This window comes from Fibrobacter sp. UWOV1 (assembly GCF_900142495.1).
Classification (GTDB): domain Bacteria; phylum Fibrobacterota; class Fibrobacteria; order Fibrobacterales; family Fibrobacteraceae; genus Fibrobacter.
This window is the reverse complement of the sequence record NZ_FRBA01000001.1, coordinates 650,036-667,547: the sequence shown is the minus strand read 5'-3', so window position 1 is coordinate 667,547 and position 17,512 is coordinate 650,036. Positions and strand designations below refer to the sequence as shown.

Annotated in this window: 13 protein-coding genes; 12 read left to right on the top strand and 1 reads right to left on the bottom strand. The window is 51.4% G+C overall.

Translation table 11 applies throughout. The annotated features are described in order from the left end of the window. The first annotated feature begins 46 nt into the window (after positions 1-46). The 5 genes from BUC02_RS02830 (at position 47) to BUC02_RS02810 (ending at position 4,873) form a co-directional block, all read left to right on the top strand. Positions 47-1,330, top strand: coding sequence for a PorV/PorQ family protein (locus BUC02_RS02830; protein WP_073318348.1), 1,284 nt, complete (start codon positions 47-49; stop codon positions 1,328-1,330). Between the two features lie 137 nt (positions 1,331-1,467). After that, on the top strand, positions 1,468-2,094 hold the full coding sequence (locus BUC02_RS02825; RefSeq protein ID WP_073318345.1) for an STAS domain-containing protein: 627 nt from the start codon (positions 1,468-1,470) through the stop codon (positions 2,092-2,094). A gap of 4 nt (positions 2,095-2,098) precedes the next feature. After that, complete coding sequence (locus BUC02_RS02820; RefSeq protein ID WP_073318342.1) at positions 2,099-3,019, top strand: M23 family metallopeptidase; 921 nt, start codon at positions 2,099-2,101, stop codon at positions 3,017-3,019. Between the two features lie 13 nt (positions 3,020-3,032). Continuing rightward, entirely contained in the window at positions 3,033-4,151 is a 1,119-nt protein-coding gene (locus BUC02_RS02815) for a hypothetical protein (protein ID WP_254794065.1), read from the top strand. After that, positions 4,148-4,873, top strand: a complete 726-nt coding sequence (locus tag BUC02_RS02810; protein WP_073318339.1) for an NUDIX domain-containing protein — start codon at positions 4,148-4,150, stop codon at positions 4,871-4,873. The genes BUC02_RS02815 and BUC02_RS02810 overlap by 4 nt, the downstream gene beginning before the upstream one ends. A gap of 66 nt (positions 4,874-4,939) precedes the next feature. On the opposite strand, the gene BUC02_RS02805 is transcribed toward BUC02_RS02810, so the two are convergent. Next, on the bottom strand, positions 4,940-5,152 hold the full coding sequence (locus BUC02_RS02805; protein ID WP_073318336.1) for a hypothetical protein: 213 nt from the start codon (positions 5,150-5,152) through the stop codon (positions 4,940-4,942). 238 nt (positions 5,153-5,390) lie between these two features. Here BUC02_RS02805 and rimP point away from each other — a divergent pair, with 238 nt between their 5' ends. From rimP to BUC02_RS02770, 7 genes are all read left to right on the top strand, one after another. Beyond that, complete coding sequence (rimP, locus tag BUC02_RS02800) at positions 5,391-5,837, top strand: ribosome maturation factor RimP (protein WP_073318334.1); 447 nt, start codon at positions 5,391-5,393, stop codon at positions 5,835-5,837. A gap of 15 nt (positions 5,838-5,852) precedes the next feature. Beyond that, a complete protein-coding gene (gene nusA / locus BUC02_RS02795; protein ID WP_073318331.1) occupies positions 5,853-7,022 on the top strand; it encodes a transcription termination factor NusA in 1,170 nt (389 codons plus the stop codon). A 30-nt stretch (positions 7,023-7,052) separates the two neighbouring features. Then, positions 7,053-10,124 carry a translation initiation factor IF-2 gene (gene infB, locus BUC02_RS02790; protein ID WP_073318329.1) on the top strand — a complete coding sequence of 1,024 codons (3,072 nt, stop codon included), beginning with the start codon at positions 7,053-7,055 and terminating at the stop codon, positions 10,122-10,124. Positions 10,125-10,229: 105 nt separating this feature from the next. Beyond that, on the top strand, positions 10,230-10,583 hold the full coding sequence (gene rbfA, locus BUC02_RS02785) for a 30S ribosome-binding factor RbfA (protein ID WP_072976600.1): 354 nt from the start codon (positions 10,230-10,232) through the stop codon (positions 10,581-10,583). Then, positions 10,584-11,615, top strand: coding sequence for a tRNA pseudouridine synthase B (locus tag BUC02_RS16530; protein ID WP_073318326.1), 1,032 nt, complete (start codon positions 10,584-10,586; stop codon positions 11,613-11,615). Beyond that, positions 11,612-12,514, top strand: coding sequence for a riboflavin biosynthesis protein RibF (gene ribF / locus BUC02_RS02775; protein WP_073318323.1), 903 nt, complete (start codon positions 11,612-11,614; stop codon positions 12,512-12,514). Before BUC02_RS16530 ends, ribF begins: the two co-directional genes overlap by 4 nt. Before the next feature lie 67 nt (positions 12,515-12,581). Next, the gene (locus BUC02_RS02770) at positions 12,582-17,507 is read left to right on the top strand and encodes an InlB B-repeat-containing protein (protein WP_073318320.1); all 4,926 of its coding nucleotides are present in this window, start codon (positions 12,582-12,584) and stop codon (positions 17,505-17,507) included. Positions 17,508-17,512: the final 5 nt, after the last annotated feature.

The window sequence follows — 17,512 nt, the reverse complement described above, 5'->3', positions numbered from 1 at the left end:
TTCACTGGTCTGCAAACCAAAAATAATCTATCTTGAAGGTCAAAGTATGACATTTGCGAAAAATTCTGTTTGTATTGCTTTAATTGCTGTTGCGAGTTCTTTTGCCGCCGACCGAGTGGTAGGTGCGAATGCGACCTTGGATATTGAACCGGGTGCGCGTTCTGCTGCATTGGGTTCTGCGACAATGGCCGTCGATGGCGATTACCTGGGGCTCATGTCGAACCCCTACCAGCTTGCAAATGTGAATTACGCATGGGCTTCTTTTTCGCATACCGAATACTATGAAGATACAAAGTATGACTACGCCTCGGCGGTGGTGCCGCTCGGGGTGGGTCAGGGCTTAGGTATTTCTTTTTCAAGATTCGGTGCAGACGATATCCCGTACATTAAAGAGGGCGAACCTCTTCCCGAAGGTTCCAACTACAACACGCTTTCTATTGCAGACTGGGTGTTCTCGGCAACCTTCGGCCGTAAGCTCACCAAGCGCCTGGATTTAGGTATCGGGTTCCATGGCCTGTACCGCGAAATGGACCAGAGCGGCTGGGGCTTCCGCGGCGATGCCGGACTTCGCTTTAATGCGGTCGATGAACTTTACTTGTCGGCCCTCTTGAAGGGCTGGACGTCTTCGGCGACCAGTTGGGAATCGGGCGAGTTCGAATACTCTTCTCCGGAGTTGTATGTCGCTGCCAGTTACGGACTTCCGGTGCCTTACCTGTATGGCAAGTTGAACCTGTATTGGCAGGGGGCCGAACTTTTGCACCGTGAAGCTCGCGACCTGGATTACGAAATGGACCAGTCCCGCGGCAAGCGCGTGTGGGAAAATCCGCTGGATTGGCTTTCGGGCGGTCGCGGCGGTATCGAATACACCTTCGACTTTGGCCTTTCGCTCCGTGCGGGCCTTTCGAGCTTTACCACGCTCCAGAGCGTGACCGCGGGTGCGGGTCTAGTTATTGCAAAATTTGTAAAAGTCGACTACGCGTTCGAATCGCACCCGGTACTTTCTCCGGTGCATCGCGTAAGCGTGAGCATCAGTCCGTACTTGTTTAGTCATGCGCCTAGGCCGGGCACGCCGGAGGCAACTCCGGCAGTCAGCAAGAACTTGACTGAAGAACCCGATGAAGACACCTCTTACGAGGATATGGAACGCGAACCTTACGAAGCCTCTCGCTCTACCGAAACGGCGTCCGAGCAGCCTGCTCCGGCGTCTGCATCCGAGCAGGAACAGGGTTCGTCTGCGGCTCAAAACGAAAGTCCGGCTGCCGCTTCGCCGGCCGCTCCCGCTCCGACTAGGAACGCCATCATCGAAACAGACGACGAAGTTTTAGAGTAATTTGGGGTAAAAACCGCGATTTTATCGAGTTTAGGAGCGTTTTTTGGTGATAGGTCGCACACGTTGAACCATAATTAGGCTATATTTTTACCATGCCGCAATTAAAGAATTATCGCGAAGTTGGAATATTTGATTTGATGTCCGCCCCCCTGAATCCGATTGGGGCGTTCGATGCCGAACAGTTTAAGAAAGATGTTCGCGATCTTCTCGCTGAAAAGCCTGACGAAAAGTATTTGGCCGTCGATTTGACGGGTCTCGACTTTGTCTATAGCGACGCCTACAATGCCTTTATCCAGTTCCAGCAGGAAATGGAAGACCGTAAGGGCATTTTTGCCGTCCTTACCAATAACCAGACGATTCTTGTTGGCCTCAAGAAGGCTGGTCTCGACAAGAGCATCATGGTCTTCGCCTACGAAGAAGACTTGATGTCGTTCTCGTTGCAGGCTCAGTCTCCGGCTGCAACTGCCGAACCCGAGATCGAAGTTGTTCACGAAGAACCGGCTCCGGTTGCATCGCAGAACATGGGCTCTACCATGGGCTCTATCGATGTGACACCGTCTCATTTGGATCGCCGTACCGGTCAGCATCGCAGGTTCACCAAGAGCTTCAATGCGATTGCCAAGGAAGAACCGGCTGAAAATTCCAAGAAGAAGGGCCTCGATGTTCCGTTCGACGAAGAACCGTCTTCGGCCAAGACCGTAATCATTGTTGCCTTGCTTATGTTGGCTGCTGTGGGCGGTGCTATCGCGATTTTCAGTCTTTAGTCCGATGCCTGTCGAGTTCCACGAATACACACGTAAGCAAAAAACTTTTAATACTCAACATAAGTTCCCGTTAATCCGACTCGTGCTTGTGGCCGTGGCGGCCTTGACGGCATATTTTTCGGGCTTTGTCTCCAAAATCGCAAACGCGTTGCCGCTTCCGGGCAACGAGGAAGAAAAGCCAATCGAAACTTGGGACTACCGCTGCAAACTTTACGGTGGCAAGCCGTTTGTGCTAAAGAAGGGAATGGCACAGTGCTCGTGGGTGCTGGTTGATTCCATTCCCATTTCGCGCTTGCCGAACCCGTTCTTGCGTTACGTGGGTTCTCTCCGTAAAACTGAAAAGTCCAAGCTCCATTGGATTGCCCCGATTACAGATTTCAGTAATGCATTGCTCGTGATGCACGAAGACAGCGTGCGGTCGGTGTATTTACGTTATATGAAACCGGACTCCAGCTACATTTGGGTTTCCAAGAATACGGGCTGCAAGTTCCCCGGAGTATGTCCGAGGCTTCCGCTGGAATGGTCTGCGCTTTCGATTGACGAAGGCTTTGACTTCGAAGGCCAGGAATCGCTTTTGGCGATGGATGTGTTTAGTGGCGTCGGTGAAGCTCCGATTTATCCGGTGCTTGCAGGGCGCGTGCTCGATGCGGGTCGCGACTCGCTTGGTTACTTTGTTGAAATTGACCACGGCTATAATGTTACGAGTAAAACATTGGGCATGGGAGCACCGAGCGATTCCTTGTCGGTAGGCGATACCGTCGGCGTGCAATCGGTGCTGGGCAGGCTTTCTCCGAAAGACAGCGCGACATTCTTCTTGTCGGTCCGCTTGAATGGACAGTTTGTTCGCTGGAACGATTTTTACGCTTCGACGCATCCTGTCGCACCTGATTCGCTTGCGTCGTTTGAAAAGTTGAACGGTTTTTAATACCTTTGGTCTCATGAACCGCATTCGCTCTAAATACATGGGTCTTGCTTTGCTGTGGATTTTGTCCGCGGTCGTTTTTTTTGCCGGCTGCGAAAAAGACACCGATGGCCCGCTGAATGTTTCGAAAGAAGACTTTAGCTACGATGGCGAAGGGTTCTTTGCCTACGCCCGGCTCGATTCCGGCAAGACAATTCACTTGTCCAAGGACACCCTGTATTTGGACATGGGTAAAATGTGGACGTTCTCGAATTGCGCCTTGAAGTCCATCAATCTGGATTACGACAAGGAAGATTCTGTCCTTTGGATTGCGCCGACGCTTTCGATTCACGCGACTGCCGAAGACTGCGCCGCTCCTTATTACCGCCCCGATACGACTCTCAAGCTTCTGCTTTCGTCGAAGCAGATGTCCGGTATTGGTGTCATCAAGGTGAAAAACGATGCCGACACGTCGCTGGATTCCATTATCCTTCGCCGCGGAAGCCTTTCGAGAGATACTTTTGAAATGTATCTGGATTCCGCTTTTGCTGACGTGCAGGCGTTCCCGCTTCGCACTAAAGACAAAAAGCACGGAAAAAATTACCCGACGGTCATGCGCGTGCTTGATTCCCTTACGCCGCGTGTGTTCTTCTGGCGCACCATGAAGTCTACTTGCACGCACCGTGTGGACATGTGCAAGAATACGGTTTCCGATACAATTTACCCGAGCTCCTGGAATATTAACGACACGAACTTGGTGCCGGTGCATTATGCCTGCGCCGATTCCGATTCGGTGTATTGCATCAATTCCAAATGGGAAAACGATTCAACGGAACTGGGCAAGTTGCAGGAACGCCCCGATACCATTTGGCATTACAGCACTTACTATACCGAAAAGATTCCGGAATGTGGAACGTACAGTCACTTTGCGATCAACTCCTTTGTGATCGGTGGGCAGGCCCGCTTTATTCGCGAGCTGTTTACGCCCGATAAAGACGAATCGTTCTGCGGTCCGAATTCTAAGAAAGATTGGATGGTCTATAACTTGTCGACCAACAAGATGGTGGTTGATTCCGACAGCGTTACGGTGCTAGACTCTCTGTATAAAATCTGGAAGAAGGCGACGGTCGCTCCGGATGCCCCGAAAGAAAAATGATTGAATATTCCTATTCTCCTGAAATTGCCGAGGCGGATCGCCCGATTATCCTTGAATCCCGTATTTACAAGGATTGGCTTGAAAAATCTCAAGAAAAGTTCGTGGTGACCAAGGTCCACTTTTCGTCGGTGGATTTTTTGCGCAAGGGTCGCCAGCCGCTATTCATTAAGCTCGATGCGACGGCGACGCTCCCGGACGGACGCCCGGTGCATGGCATTGTGCTTGTTCGCGGGAATGCCGTTGGCGTTTTGGTAGTGTTGCGTTGCGAAGGCAAAAAGTATTTGTTGCTGGTAAGGCAGCCGCGCTTTGCGATTGGCGAGCAGGCGTCGCTTGAAATTCCGGCAGGGATTTTGGACTGGACTGGCGATTACCGCAAGGTTGCCTTGAGCGAACTTGAAGAAGAAGCGCAAATTAAGGCCGACGATTCCGAACTGATTGATCTCATGGACTTTTGGTACAAGGGTAAAAGCGACGGCTTTGCGGCAAGCTGCGGACTTTTGGATGAACGTATTCGTTTGTATGCAATCGAACGCGACGTGACGCCGGAACAGTTGAAGTCCATGGACGGCAAGGATCAGGAATACACCGAAGAAATCGAATGGATAAAGACGGTGGTGCTCTCTTACGAAGACGCCGCCCACGAGTTTATCGATGGAAAGAACTTGATCGCTCTCTTCTTGTACGAACGCTGGCTTGAGGCTAGAAAAATGTGTAGTGTGTAATGTGTGATGACTAATTATAATTCCGCATCTTACATCTCACATTCCACATCCCACATTAGTCCCTGTTTACCATTTCCCGATGTTGTTGATGGTCAGGCCCAGGAAGAAAATGGTCAGGTAACCGTACCATAGACCTGTGAGGACGTAGTTCAATTTGCGCTTGTAGGCCTTGGGTTCGTTTTTATTCTTTTCGCGAATCACGAGAATGTTCTTGCGCAAAAAGTAGGCGCAACCAGCAAGACCAATTAAAGTAGCGAGAATCAAAAGTACGTAAGCCATGCGCCAAATGTAGTAATTAGAGCTTAGAACTTAGAACTTAGAATTTAGAGTTTCTATCTAAGTTCTACCAACTAAGCTCTACTAACAGGGTTTTTAAGCCTCATTTTCTAAAATCCAGTTGCCTAAGGCTTGAAAAATTTCTCTATTTGGTCTGTCTTGACGTTCGTGGACCCGATTTAGGCTTAAATGAGCAGATTTCGGGGCCGTATGCGAACGCCGTTTATTATACGAGGTCTATTTGGTAGCCCAGAAATTGGATACATTGGTCGCCCAGGCATGCGAAGCCGCCGGCGTTACATTGGTGGAACAGGACATGTTCCGCGCAGGCAAGAGAAAGACGCTGCGCCTATACATAGACAAGCCCGAAGGGGTGACGATTGACGACTGCTCTAACGTGAGCCGCCATTTGTCTGACGCCCTGGATGCCGATCCGGATATTATTGAAGGTGCCTACACTTTGGAAGTGTCGTCGCCGGGGCTAGACCGCCCCCTCAAGTCGGTTGCCGATTTTACCCGCAATATCGGACGTTTTTTGCGGGTGACCCGCAGTACCGGTAAGCCTGTTACGGGCAAGCTCGTTGCTGCAGACGAAGAAAATTTGACGCTCACCCTTAAAGGCAATGCCGGTGACGTGGTCGTGCCCCGCAGCGAAGTGCTGGTGGCAAAAGTGGATGTACAAATATAATAGGAAGGTCATTTTATGAAGAACGAACCGAAAGTTAACTTGCTCGATGTGCTGAAAGATGTGGTCGAAGCCAAGGATATGGATGATTCCATTGTCATCAACGCTTTGAAGGAAGCCTTGGTGACGGCAGCACGCAAGTACTTGCACATCGAAAAGAAGATCGATGTGGATTTCGATACTGAAACCAACGAAGTCCATGTGTTCTTGCGCGTGGCCGTTGTCGATGACTATCCGGACTACGACCCGAACATGACCGCTGCCGAAGTGGAAGAACTCGACAAGGGTTACATGCTGGTCGAAGAAGCTCGCGACTTTAACGAAGACGCTCAGCCGGGTGACTTCCTCGAAATGGAAATTCCTATTTCTGCATTCGGTCGCCAGGCCATTCAGACTGCAAAGCAGCTCCTGAACCAGCAGATCCGCGATGCCGAACGCCAGAAGATCATGGATACCTACCGCAGCCGTATCGGTACCATGGTGAGCGGCGAAGTGCTTCGTCTTGAACAAAGTAACATCATCGTGAAGCTCGGCAAGCAGACTGAGGCCATGATTCCGGCTCGTGAACAGATCCGCCGCGAACGTTGGGCTCAGGGTAACTCCATCAAGGCCGTGATCGCCCGCGTGGAAGAATCTTCCAAGAACGGTGCCCAGGTGGTGCTGTCCCGCGCTAACGGTGACTTCCTCAAGGAACTCTTCCGTCAGGAAGTTCCGGAAATTTACGAAGGTACTGTCGAAATCAAGGGCGTTGCCCGCGAACCGGGTTTCCGCGCCAAGATTGCCGTGTATTCCCGCGACGAAAAAATCGACCCGGTCGGCGCTTGCGTCGGTATGAAGGGTGCCCGCGTGCAGACGATTGTGCGTGAACTCGGTAACGAACGAATCGACATCGTGCAGTGGAATCCGGATCTGGATACCTTCATTACGCGCGCCTTGACTCCGGCTAACGTAATCAAGCTGATTCACGTGCCCGAAACCCGCCGCACCGTGGTGATTATCAGCGACGAAAACCTCGCTTTGGCGATTGGCAAGAACGGCCAGAACGTGAAGCTTGCTGCAGAACTCGTGCAGCGTAACCTCGACGTGTTCGGTGAAAACGAATGGAACCAGAAGGACGACGAAACGAAGGCTAAGATTACCTCTCCGTCCGCTGCCGATTTTAATCAGAACCGTAAGGCTGCTCGCTAATTTTTAAAAAAGGAACATCGGAAGCTATTCATGGCTAATGAAGAACAAATCAAACCAGTAGACTGGGCAAAATCCCACGGCATCAAGGTTGATGTCGTGATGAAGCTGCTTCGCGATGCGGGCGTTGCTGTCCGTACTCAGGTGTCCAAGCTTGATGCTAAGGATTATGAGAAGATCGAAGCGGACGCCGAGGCCGAACGCCAGAAGGCTGAAGCTCGCAACAAGAATCTGAAAAAGGCGTCTTCCGCTGAAACTTCCAATGCTTCTTCTGACAAGAAGAGTGAGTCTGCTTCGGCTGGCGATGGCAAGAAGTTGAAGGCCACGCTCATCAGGACTAAGAAGCCGGCGAAACCCGCTGCCGCTGCTGCCGCACCGGCCGCTGCAAAGCCTGCCGCTACGGTGAAGCCTGCTGCCCCCGCCCCCAAGGCCGAGGCGCCTGCCGCTGTCGAAGCCCCCGCTGCTGCTGCTGTTGCACCGGCCGCTGTAAAGCCTGCCGCACCGGCCGCAGCTCCTGCAGCCCCGAAGGCTGAAGCTGCTCCGGCCGCTCCCGCAGCTCCTAAGGCAGAAACTCCTGTCGCAGAGAAAAAGCCCGCGCCCGCAGCACCTGCTCCGGCACCGGCCGCTCCTGCTGCAGTCAAACCTGCTGCTCCGGCTGTAAAACCTGCCGCTCCGGCCGCCCCCGCAGCCCCCGCTGCTGCCGCACCGGCCGCTGCAAAGCCTGCCATGGTGACCCCGGGCATGGAACTCAAGCAGCCTCCGATGAAGGCCCAGGTGTTCAAACCGGACGAAGCTATTCTCGCTCGTATCAAGAAGTCTCAGCAACAGGCCCAGTCAAACCGCGGCGGTCACCGCAACGGCGGTGGAAACCAGCAGGGCTATACAGGAACTTTCGGTCGCCTCTCGAACAACAATGGCGACAACCGTAACGGCAACCGTCGCAATGACAACCGTAACGGCAATGGCGGCAACAACGGCGGTCGTACCTTTACCGGCCGCACGGGTGGCTTTACCGGCAACTCGATGCAAGACGCCTTTAACGCTTCCAACAATGCTGCCCAGGGCTTTGGTGGCCAGAATCAGGGTGGCAAGGGTGGCAAGCAGCAGAATGGCCGTCATGGTGGCAATGACAAGAATCGTCGCAATAACGGCAAGGACCGCATGGAGCAACAGAAGGAACTCCAGCAGGAAGCCGTACGCCAGAACGTTTCTCGCGTGATGGCCGACCTTTCCAAGAAGCCCGTTAAGAAAGTTTATCGCAAGGAACACAACGACAACAATTCCGGCGAAGAAAAGAAAATCCTCAAGACTTCCGACTTCATTACCGTGGGCGAACTCGCTGGCCTTATGGACCAGATGCCGGCCCGCGTGATTGCGAAGTGCATGGAAATGGGCATGATGGTGACCATCAACGCCCGCTTGGATTTTGAAACCATCCAGCTGTTGGCCGACGAATTCGGTTACGAAGCCCAGCTGATGGAAGAATACGAAGAAGAAGTGCTCGGCGTGGAAGAAGAATCCTCTGAAAACCTGAAGCCGCGTCACCCGGTGGTGACGGTGATGGGCCACGTTGACCACGGTAAAACTTCTTTGCTCGACTGGATTCGTAAGACTCACGTGGTGTCCGGCGAATCGGGCGGTATTACGCAGCACATCGGTGCATACGAAGTCACGACCAAGCAGGGCAAGGTGACCTTCCTCGATACTCCGGGTCACGAAGCGTTTAGTGCTATGCGTGCTCGCGGTTCTCAGGTGACCGACGTCATCGTGCTCGTGGTGGCAGCCGACTCCATGGTGATGCCGCAGACCGTTGAATCGATTGAACTTGCCAAGCGCGAAAAGGTGCCGATGGTTGTTGCCATCACGAAGATCGACTTGCCGACCGCTAACCCCGACAAGATTCGCGCCCAGCTCGCTGAACGCGGCGTGGAAGTGGAACAGTGGGGTGGTTCTACCAGCTGTATCGAAGTTTCTGCACGTACGGGCCAGGGCATGGACGAACTTTTGGAAACGCTCGCCCTCGAAGCCGAAGTGCTCGAACTCAAGGCGAACCCCGATGCTCATGCTCGCGGCGCCGTGGTGGAATCCAAGCTCGACGTGGGTAAGGGTTCTATGGCCACGATCCTCGTGCAGAATGGTACACTCCATGTGGGTGACCCGTTCGTTTGCGGTATTTACGCTGGTCGTGTCCGTGCCATGTTTAACGAACGCGGCGAACAGATGAAGGAAGCTCCTCCGTCTGCTCCGTGCCAGGTGCTCGGCTTTGACGGTACTCCGCAGGCCGGTGATGATTTGATCGTGGTCGAAGACGAAAAGACTGCACGTGAGATTGCCTCCAAGCGCCGTATGGCTGCCCGTGAACGTGACTTGCGTTCCCGTAACGTCAAGACTTTGGAAGATACCTTCAACGATCGTAAGGAAGGCAAACTCTCTGAACTCAACCTTATTGTCAAGGCCGACGTGGGCGGTTCTGCAGAAGCTCTTGCAGCAAGCCTCGAAAAGCTTACCAACAAGGAAGTGCGCGTCAACATTATCCGCAAGGGTGTGGGTACCATTACGGAATCCGATATCCTCTTGGCTACGACCGCACAGGCAATCATTATTTCCTTCCACTTGATGCCGTCGCTTTCTATCCGCGAAATGGCCCAGAAGGAAGGCATCGAAATCCGCAACTACCGCGTGATTTACGACTGTATCGAAGATATCACGAACGCTGTGGAAGGCCTCCTCAAGCCGACTATGCGCGAAGAACTCTCCGGCGAAGCCGAAATCCGTCAGGTGTTCAAGATTCCGAAGATCGGTCTCATCGCAGGCTGTATGGTTACCGACGGCGAAGTCGACCGTACCAGCCATGTGCGCGTGTACCGTAACGGTGTGGAACTCGGTACGACCGTGGTCCAGTCCTTGAAGCGCATGAAGGACGACGTCAAGTCTGTCGCTCGTGGCTTTGAATGCGGTATCGGCCTTAAGGGTTACGAAGACATCAAGGAAGGCGATAGCTTGATCTTCTTCAAGGAAGTCAAGGTTGCCCGTACTTTGAAGGATGTGGCCCGCGAAGAAGCCGAAGAAAAGGCGAAGAAAACTGCGGAAGAGGAAGTTAAGTAGACGGTAGAAAGTAGACTGTAGGAAGGGCTAGTTTGACAGCGAAGCTGTGATTATAAAACTTCTAACTTCCTACTTCCGGCTTCCTACAAAATGCCGAAGGCATAAATGAGTAGAAGAACAGACAGATTGGACGAACAGTTCCGCGAGGAAATCGGCAAGCTCTTGCAGAAGGGCTTGAAGGACCCTCGCGTGAGCAGCCTCGCAAGCATTACGCGCGTGACGATTACCGATGACCTTAGCTACGCAAAGGTGATGGTCTCGGTGATGGGTTCCGACAAGGAAAAGCGTGATTCGCTGATTGGCCTCAAGAATTCCGCCGGGTATATCCGTACGGTTTTGGGTAAGGCTCTCAAGATCCGTAAGATTCCCGAATTGAATTTTGTTCTGGACGAAAACCTGGAACACGCCATGCATATCGAAAGCATTTTGGCTGAACTGAAGCAGAAAGGGGACTTGTAATTGAGCAATTCCGGCTTCGTTCTGTTGGACAAGATTGCTGGTGAAACTTCTTTTAAGGCCCTTTTCCCACTGAAAAGGGTCTTTTCTACGAAGCGAGTAGGCCACGCAGGCACGCTGGATTTGCGCGCCTCGGGCTTGATTATTGCGGCGACTGGCCGCTGCACGCGACTTTTGCCCTTTATCGAAGCCAAGGACAAGTGCTACAGCTTTAGACTGCATTTGGGTTACGAAACCGATACCCTCGAATGGGACGGTGAAGTGGTGGAGCAGGATGAGAGAGAATTCGGAGTTCGGAATTCGGAATTCAGCGTTGACAAAGAAGGTGTCATCCTGAGCGAAACGAAGTGTAGTCTCTTTGACCACTTGGCAACTTGTTGCCTTAGTGGGCATGATCCCCGAATGGGGAGAAGGATCTCTCGTGCTGATGTCGAACGTGTATTGCCGCAGTTTACGGGCGATATCGAGCAGATTCCGCCGAAGTATTGTGCCGTAAAAATCAACGGCGTTCGTGCAAGCGACCTGATGGAACGGGGCCGTAACATTGAGTTGAAACCCCGCAAAATTCACATTAGTGAACTCAAGGTGATTGGCGAGGGCGAAGTGACGGAAGGTTGCTCCGGCAAGGAATTTGCGACCTTCGACTTGGTTTGCGAATGCTCCAAGGGAACTTACATTCGTGCGCTCGGTCGCGATATCGGGCGTGCCCTCGGGACCTACGCCTGCGTATCGCAAATACGCAGACACCGCATCGGCAATGTGACGCTCGATAAGGCGGTGCGTGGCGAGAACCTGACCCGTGAAAACCTGTTGCCGGTCGATGCGGTGCTCGATTTTCCGGTGGTGCGCCTGACGCCGGAACAGGTGGCTGTGATTCGCCAGGGTAATTGGCTCCCTTGGAAAGAGAAAATCGAGGGCGTAGGCCCCGAGGGCCATGTGTTTGCCGCGGACATGCAAGGCGAAGTCTTGAGCCTGTGCTTTTATGAACCGGGGCGAATTAAGCCTAAATTTTATTTGGGTGAGGACGAAAAATGAAGCGTGCAGTGACGATGGGTAATTTTGACGGATGCCACCTGGGACACCAGGCTCTTTTTCGCACGCTCAAGGCCGTTGCCGAAGTGAACGGCTTGACGCCTACCGTCATTAGCTTTGAACCGCATTCCAATTACGTGTTGCACACTCCCGGCGATCCGCTGCTTTTGACGACTACCGAAGAAAAACGCGAATTCATTGAAAGTCTGGGTCTTGAATTTCTGGTGCTCCCGTTTACGCCCGAAGTGGCGAAGCTCCCGTTCGATGTCTTTGTCCGTCAGGAGCTGATTGAAAAACGCGGCGTTTGTTCCATGTTCTTTGGCCACGACCATTGCTTTGGCGCCGGCGGCAAGGGAAACTACGAAACCATTACGGCTGCCTTCCCGGAACTTTCGACAGCCATGCTCTCGATTGTGCTGCATAAGGGCGAACGCGTGAGTTCTTCTGCTGTGCGAAATGCCCTGCTGAATGGTGATGTGGCTCGTGCGCAGACTTATTTGGGCCGTCCGTATCGTTTGTCTGGAACGATTGTCGAAGGCAAGCGCCTCGGGCATACCATCGGTTTTCCGACGGCGAACCTGCAGGTGGAAAAGTACAAGTTCCTGCCCAAGCACGGCGTGTATGTGGCTACCGCTCGCTTGCCCGATGGCAATGGGGGAGAACGTTCTTTCCGAGCGGTGGTAAACATTGGAACACAACCTTCTACGGGTAACCAGCAGCTTGCCATCGAAGCCTACCTGCTCGACTTCAGCGAAGACATTTACGGTCGCCCGATGGTCCTTGACCTGATGGCATACTTGCGCCCCGAACAGAAGTTCCCGAGCTTAGACGATCTGGTGCGCCAGATTGGCATGGATGCCGATACCGCCCGCAATTACAACGGCAATCATTGGGCCGAATAGAGCCTGCTTTAGCAAGAAAAATAAAAAAAAATTACAAAAGCGGTAAGAATATTATATATTTCTTGCCATGAAATTAGGTTGTATACACGCTTTATTCCTTGCTGCATCAGTTTATGCCGCAACATCCATTACCCCTGTAGTACCCAAGCTTTCGGACGGATGCTATCAAATTGGAACTGCCGCAGAACTTTACGGCTTTGCATCCATCGTGAATGGAAGCAACGGAATGACGCAGAATATGGCGGCGTGTGGCAAACTCACTGCAAATATCATAGTCAACAAAAACGTGCTTGCAAACGATACGCTCAACGGCGACGGTTCGGCTTTTATAACCTGGACTCCGATAAAAAAATTCAGCGGTACCTTGGACGGCCAGTACCACACCATTTCGGGCCTTTACATGAGTGGCGACGAAGATGCCGCCCTGATTCTGTCTGTCAAGCCGCCCAAGGACGAAGACACGGTGACTGTCAAAAATCTAGGCATCGAGGATTCTTACTTTTTCAGCCGCGGAAGCGCTTCGGGTGTCATTGGTAACATCGATACTGGCACGGTCGCGATATCCAATGTCTATAGTGTCGCCTTTGTACGCGGTTACTATGGGTCGGCTGGCCTGGTCGGCAATGCGCATAAAGGTCCGCTCTATGTCCGGAATTCATATACGTTACCCCCGAAAACTGTCATCAAGGATGTAGGGCTTATTGTCGGAGCTTATGCGGAAACAATCGATGAGGTCGTCAATAGCTACGAACCTTATGAGCATAACGTCTATTCCAGTACCAACACCATTTCGGTCAAGTCTTCTCAATTCGCCGACGGTACAATCGCACAACGCCTTCACAATTCCCTCGGCGGTAGCGCCTGGGGGCAAAACGTAGGGGCCGATCCGCATCCCGTATTCAGCGGAACGGTAACTGGTTATACAGGTGCAGACTCGGTCTTCAGTCTTTCTTGGCATAACGTGACCATGGATAATGAAATTTATGCCGTCGGCTATATAAAGGGGGCCAGGACTACTTTTCCGATTCCCGTCCGTGATGGTTACGCTTTCCTAGGCTGGTTCAAAAATGCTAAGCTTACCGGGAATCCGATTGCTGGTCTTGATTACAAGACGTCGGGTAATTTAGATTTGTATGCCATGTGGACTCCGCTCCCCAAAAAGAACGGGGACTGTTATGAAATAAGTACAGAAGATGATCTTTATGGTTTTGCCGCCATAGTGAATGGAGCCCCTGGGACTGTTCAGGAGCCTTGCGCCTGTGGTAAGCTTACGGCAGACATTGCTTTGAACGTAGACGCCGAAAAGGAATATAAGCCCTGGTTTCCGATCATGAATTTTTGCGGGACATTCGATGGCAGCGGCAAGAGCATTTCGGGATTGTATCGTAACGATACGTTGAGCAGTATGGGATTTTTCGGATCCGTAAATGAAAAGGTTATCACCTATACGGAACGCTACAGGGCAACCATCAAGAACTTGGAAGTCAAGAAAGTGCATTTCGAAGGCGGTGACTGTATAGGTGTCCTTGTGGGTAATGGATCGGGCGTGAATATCGATAATTGCCATACCAGCGGCAGTGTCGTGTGGGGATCTAGTGCGGGAGGATTTGCGGGGTGCCTGCGTGATGCGTCCATATCGCATTCGTACAACGAAGCCCATGGCTCTGCTAGGGTTTCTGTAGGCGGTTTTGTCGGTAACGTATCCGGTGATTTGCTCGTTACGAATTCCTATAACTTGGGGCGTTTCGAAAATTATAGGGATTGTTGCCAAGATAACAACTTTGCCATGTTTGGTCGAGTCGGTGGTAAGATTACTGCTGAAAACTCATACAACATGCCTATTGTCGATTTCTGGTATAAAAAGGAGCCCCCGTCTGCAACTTTGACCGACGAAGGCGACGTGGATTCCGCTTTTAACGTTTTTTACTACGGAGCGAAAAAAGATTCTAACGGAACCTGGGTGAGTGAACAGGAATTCCGGGATGGAACTGTCGCCAAGTTGCTGCACGACTACAAGAGCGAACGTACTGACGGCTCCATTTGGGGGCAGGACGTATGGGTCGACCCATATCCGACTTTCAAGGACGGTATCATCGTAGCATCGTCCATTACACCCAAGACACCCAAATTGGTTGACGGTTGTTACCAGATCGGTTCCAGGGAGGAACTCTTCGGCTTTGCGAACATCGTAAATACATCCCTTTATAACATCGTTCCCTTCTGTGCAAAACTTACCGACGACATTACCATGAACAAGAATGTCATGGCCTCTGCAGAACATCTCAGGGATGGTAAAAACGACTTTATCCAGTGGACTCCCATAAAAGAATTCGATGGCGAATTCGATGGGCAGGGCCACACGATTTCGGGACTTTATTTCAACGACTCGACAGTTGCAAACGCGGGCCTTTTTGGCTCGGTATTTAGCAAGGATTCGCTTTTCCCCACAAAGATCATAAACGTCGGTATTACGGATTCTTATATACGCAGTAATGAAAATGCAGGTGGCCTGATCGGAAAAATTGACACGCTCAGCAAGAGGGTGATTGTAAAGAATTGCCACAGCGATGCCGTTGCCGATGGCTACTATCATTTTTCCGGGTTGATCGGTGCGCACCTTGACGGTGTTCTTGATGTAAGCGAGTCTTATGCCACGCGTACGACAGACATGGGGGTGGGTAGCCTTGTCGCCTATACAACGGGAAGGTTGAACATTCTCAATTCGTACAGCATCGATGTGGGCGGTAGAGGCCTGGTCGGGTCTACCCCCTCACTTCATTTCATAGGGTCTGATTCCATCGTTGCACACATCAGCATCGAAAATTCCTATGCGCTTTCCAAGAATAAATCTACGGGAGAATGGGACTGGGTTGGCGTAGTCAATGCCCCCTATAATGTTCCGGTTGTTTATAGAAACGCCTACCGCTACGAAAATACTCAAGGGTTTATAGATCCGGATTCAAACAAGGCCCTTTATTTTGAGGTGACAGCAAATCAGATCAAGGATGGTTCTCTTGCAAGCGCCTTGCACATGTACAAGAATAAAAATGTAGATGGTACCGTATGGGGCCAAGAAGTCGGAGTGGACGAATATCCTAAGCTTACGGGGGTCATCAGTGGTGCTGCCACCGTGAAAACGTCTCCGCTGGTCCTATACACCTTTGACGGCGATACTGCCGACTATCCAGATTCCTATGTCAATGGAATTGGATTGTCCCTTCCTGTTCCTGTTCGCGCAGATTATACATTTAGGGGCTGGTACGACAATGCCGAATATTCCGGCAAGCTGTATGAAGTCATTCCTGATACTGCCTCCGGAGAACAAGTCTTTTATGCAAAATGGTGGCATATTCCGCAGGTCACTGGCGGCTGCTACGCAATCGGTGATGCCGGAGAACTTCTCCAGTTCGCAGAAGACTACAACAGGGCTTCCCGCGGCGCGGTTTGCGTAAAATTGACTGCCGATATCGTAATGAACAAAAACGTGACGGTTGATGATCAATTGAATGTGGCTGATACCGCATCCTTCCAAGAATGGACTCCGATCAAGAACTTCCGTGGGACTTTTGATGGTCAGGGGCATACCATATCGGGGCTTTACTATGACAACGGCTACGTGGTCAGCGCAGGGCTTTTTGCTTCCATAGGCGATGAGTACGAATTTTCTACCGTCACTATCAAGAACTTGAACATCAAGGATTCTTATTTCAAGGCCGCCAGCTGGGTTGGAAGCTTGGTCGGTCTTTCCAGGAAGAAAACGGACCTTTTAGTGGAAAATGTTACCAGCGAAAGCATTGTTGAAGCGATGATTTACCAGGGTAACCAAGTCAACGGAACGAAGGTTGGTGGACTTGTCGGTTATTTCTTCGGGGATTCGGATGCGGACGAATGCAGAACCCTAGAAATGGTGAATGTAAACCACAAGGGGCGTTTGTCCAGTACTTCAGAATGTGCTGGCGGACTTGTTGGTGAACTTTTTTCCGCAAGAATACTCATTGTACATGCAAGTCATGAGGGAACTATTTTCGCAAGAGAACATGCTGGTGGACTGATTGGTGTAGCGGACAAAGGATGTCAGGTTGATTTGGCATATGTGTACAACGAGGGCTCTGTGGATGGGCGCTATATCGGGGGCCTGGTGGGGCGCAATAGGACTTCGCTTAACATATACAACGCGTATAATGTTGGCGAATTGAAAACCTCAAAATATCCCGGCGGCATTGTTGGCGATATTTATGAAAAAGTGGATTTGGTCAACTCCTTCAACATGGGCAAGGGAACATCTTCAACGAGTCCTTTCTACGGTTACAAAAGTGAAGGCGCTGTAATTCAGGTCGATAACGCATTCCACTTGGATTCCATCGATGCATTGGATGGTTCTACGCCCGTATCCGAAAAGGAATTTACGGACTTGACCTTGGCGAAGAAACTACATGACTACAGCAAGGGCTGGGTCACGGGCGAAGGCTGGACCCAAAAAGCGGGGGATTCCCATCCTGTATTCGATATAGCTTACTTGAATGAACACTCCGCAGAAATTGTGAAGAGTATTCCGGGGCAGTCTAGCAGTTCTACTGCATCCTCTTCAAGCAAAGAAGAATCTTCTTCGAGCGAAGAAATTTCGTCTTCCGGCGAAGCTGTGTCTTCTTCTAGTGAAGTCGCATCTTCTTCGAGCGAAACGGTCTCCTCTTCGTCTAAAGAATCCAGCTCCAGTTCTGTTGGAAAATCCAGCTCTAGTGAAGCAAAGTCTTCGTCTTCTGAGACGCCGATTGCAATTGCTATAACGGCTGCACCTCGATTCGTGATTCAGACTGTAGGTCGAACAGTCCAAGTCAATGGATCCAAGGCCGGCAAAAAGTACGCCGTGATGGACCTTCAAGGTCGCATAATTACTCTCGGCTATACATTAGAGAATTTCTCCATCGTGATTCCGGCACCTGGAACCTACCTTCTCCGAATCGATGGAGAAATTGCCAAGGTAGATGTTGAGTAGAATAG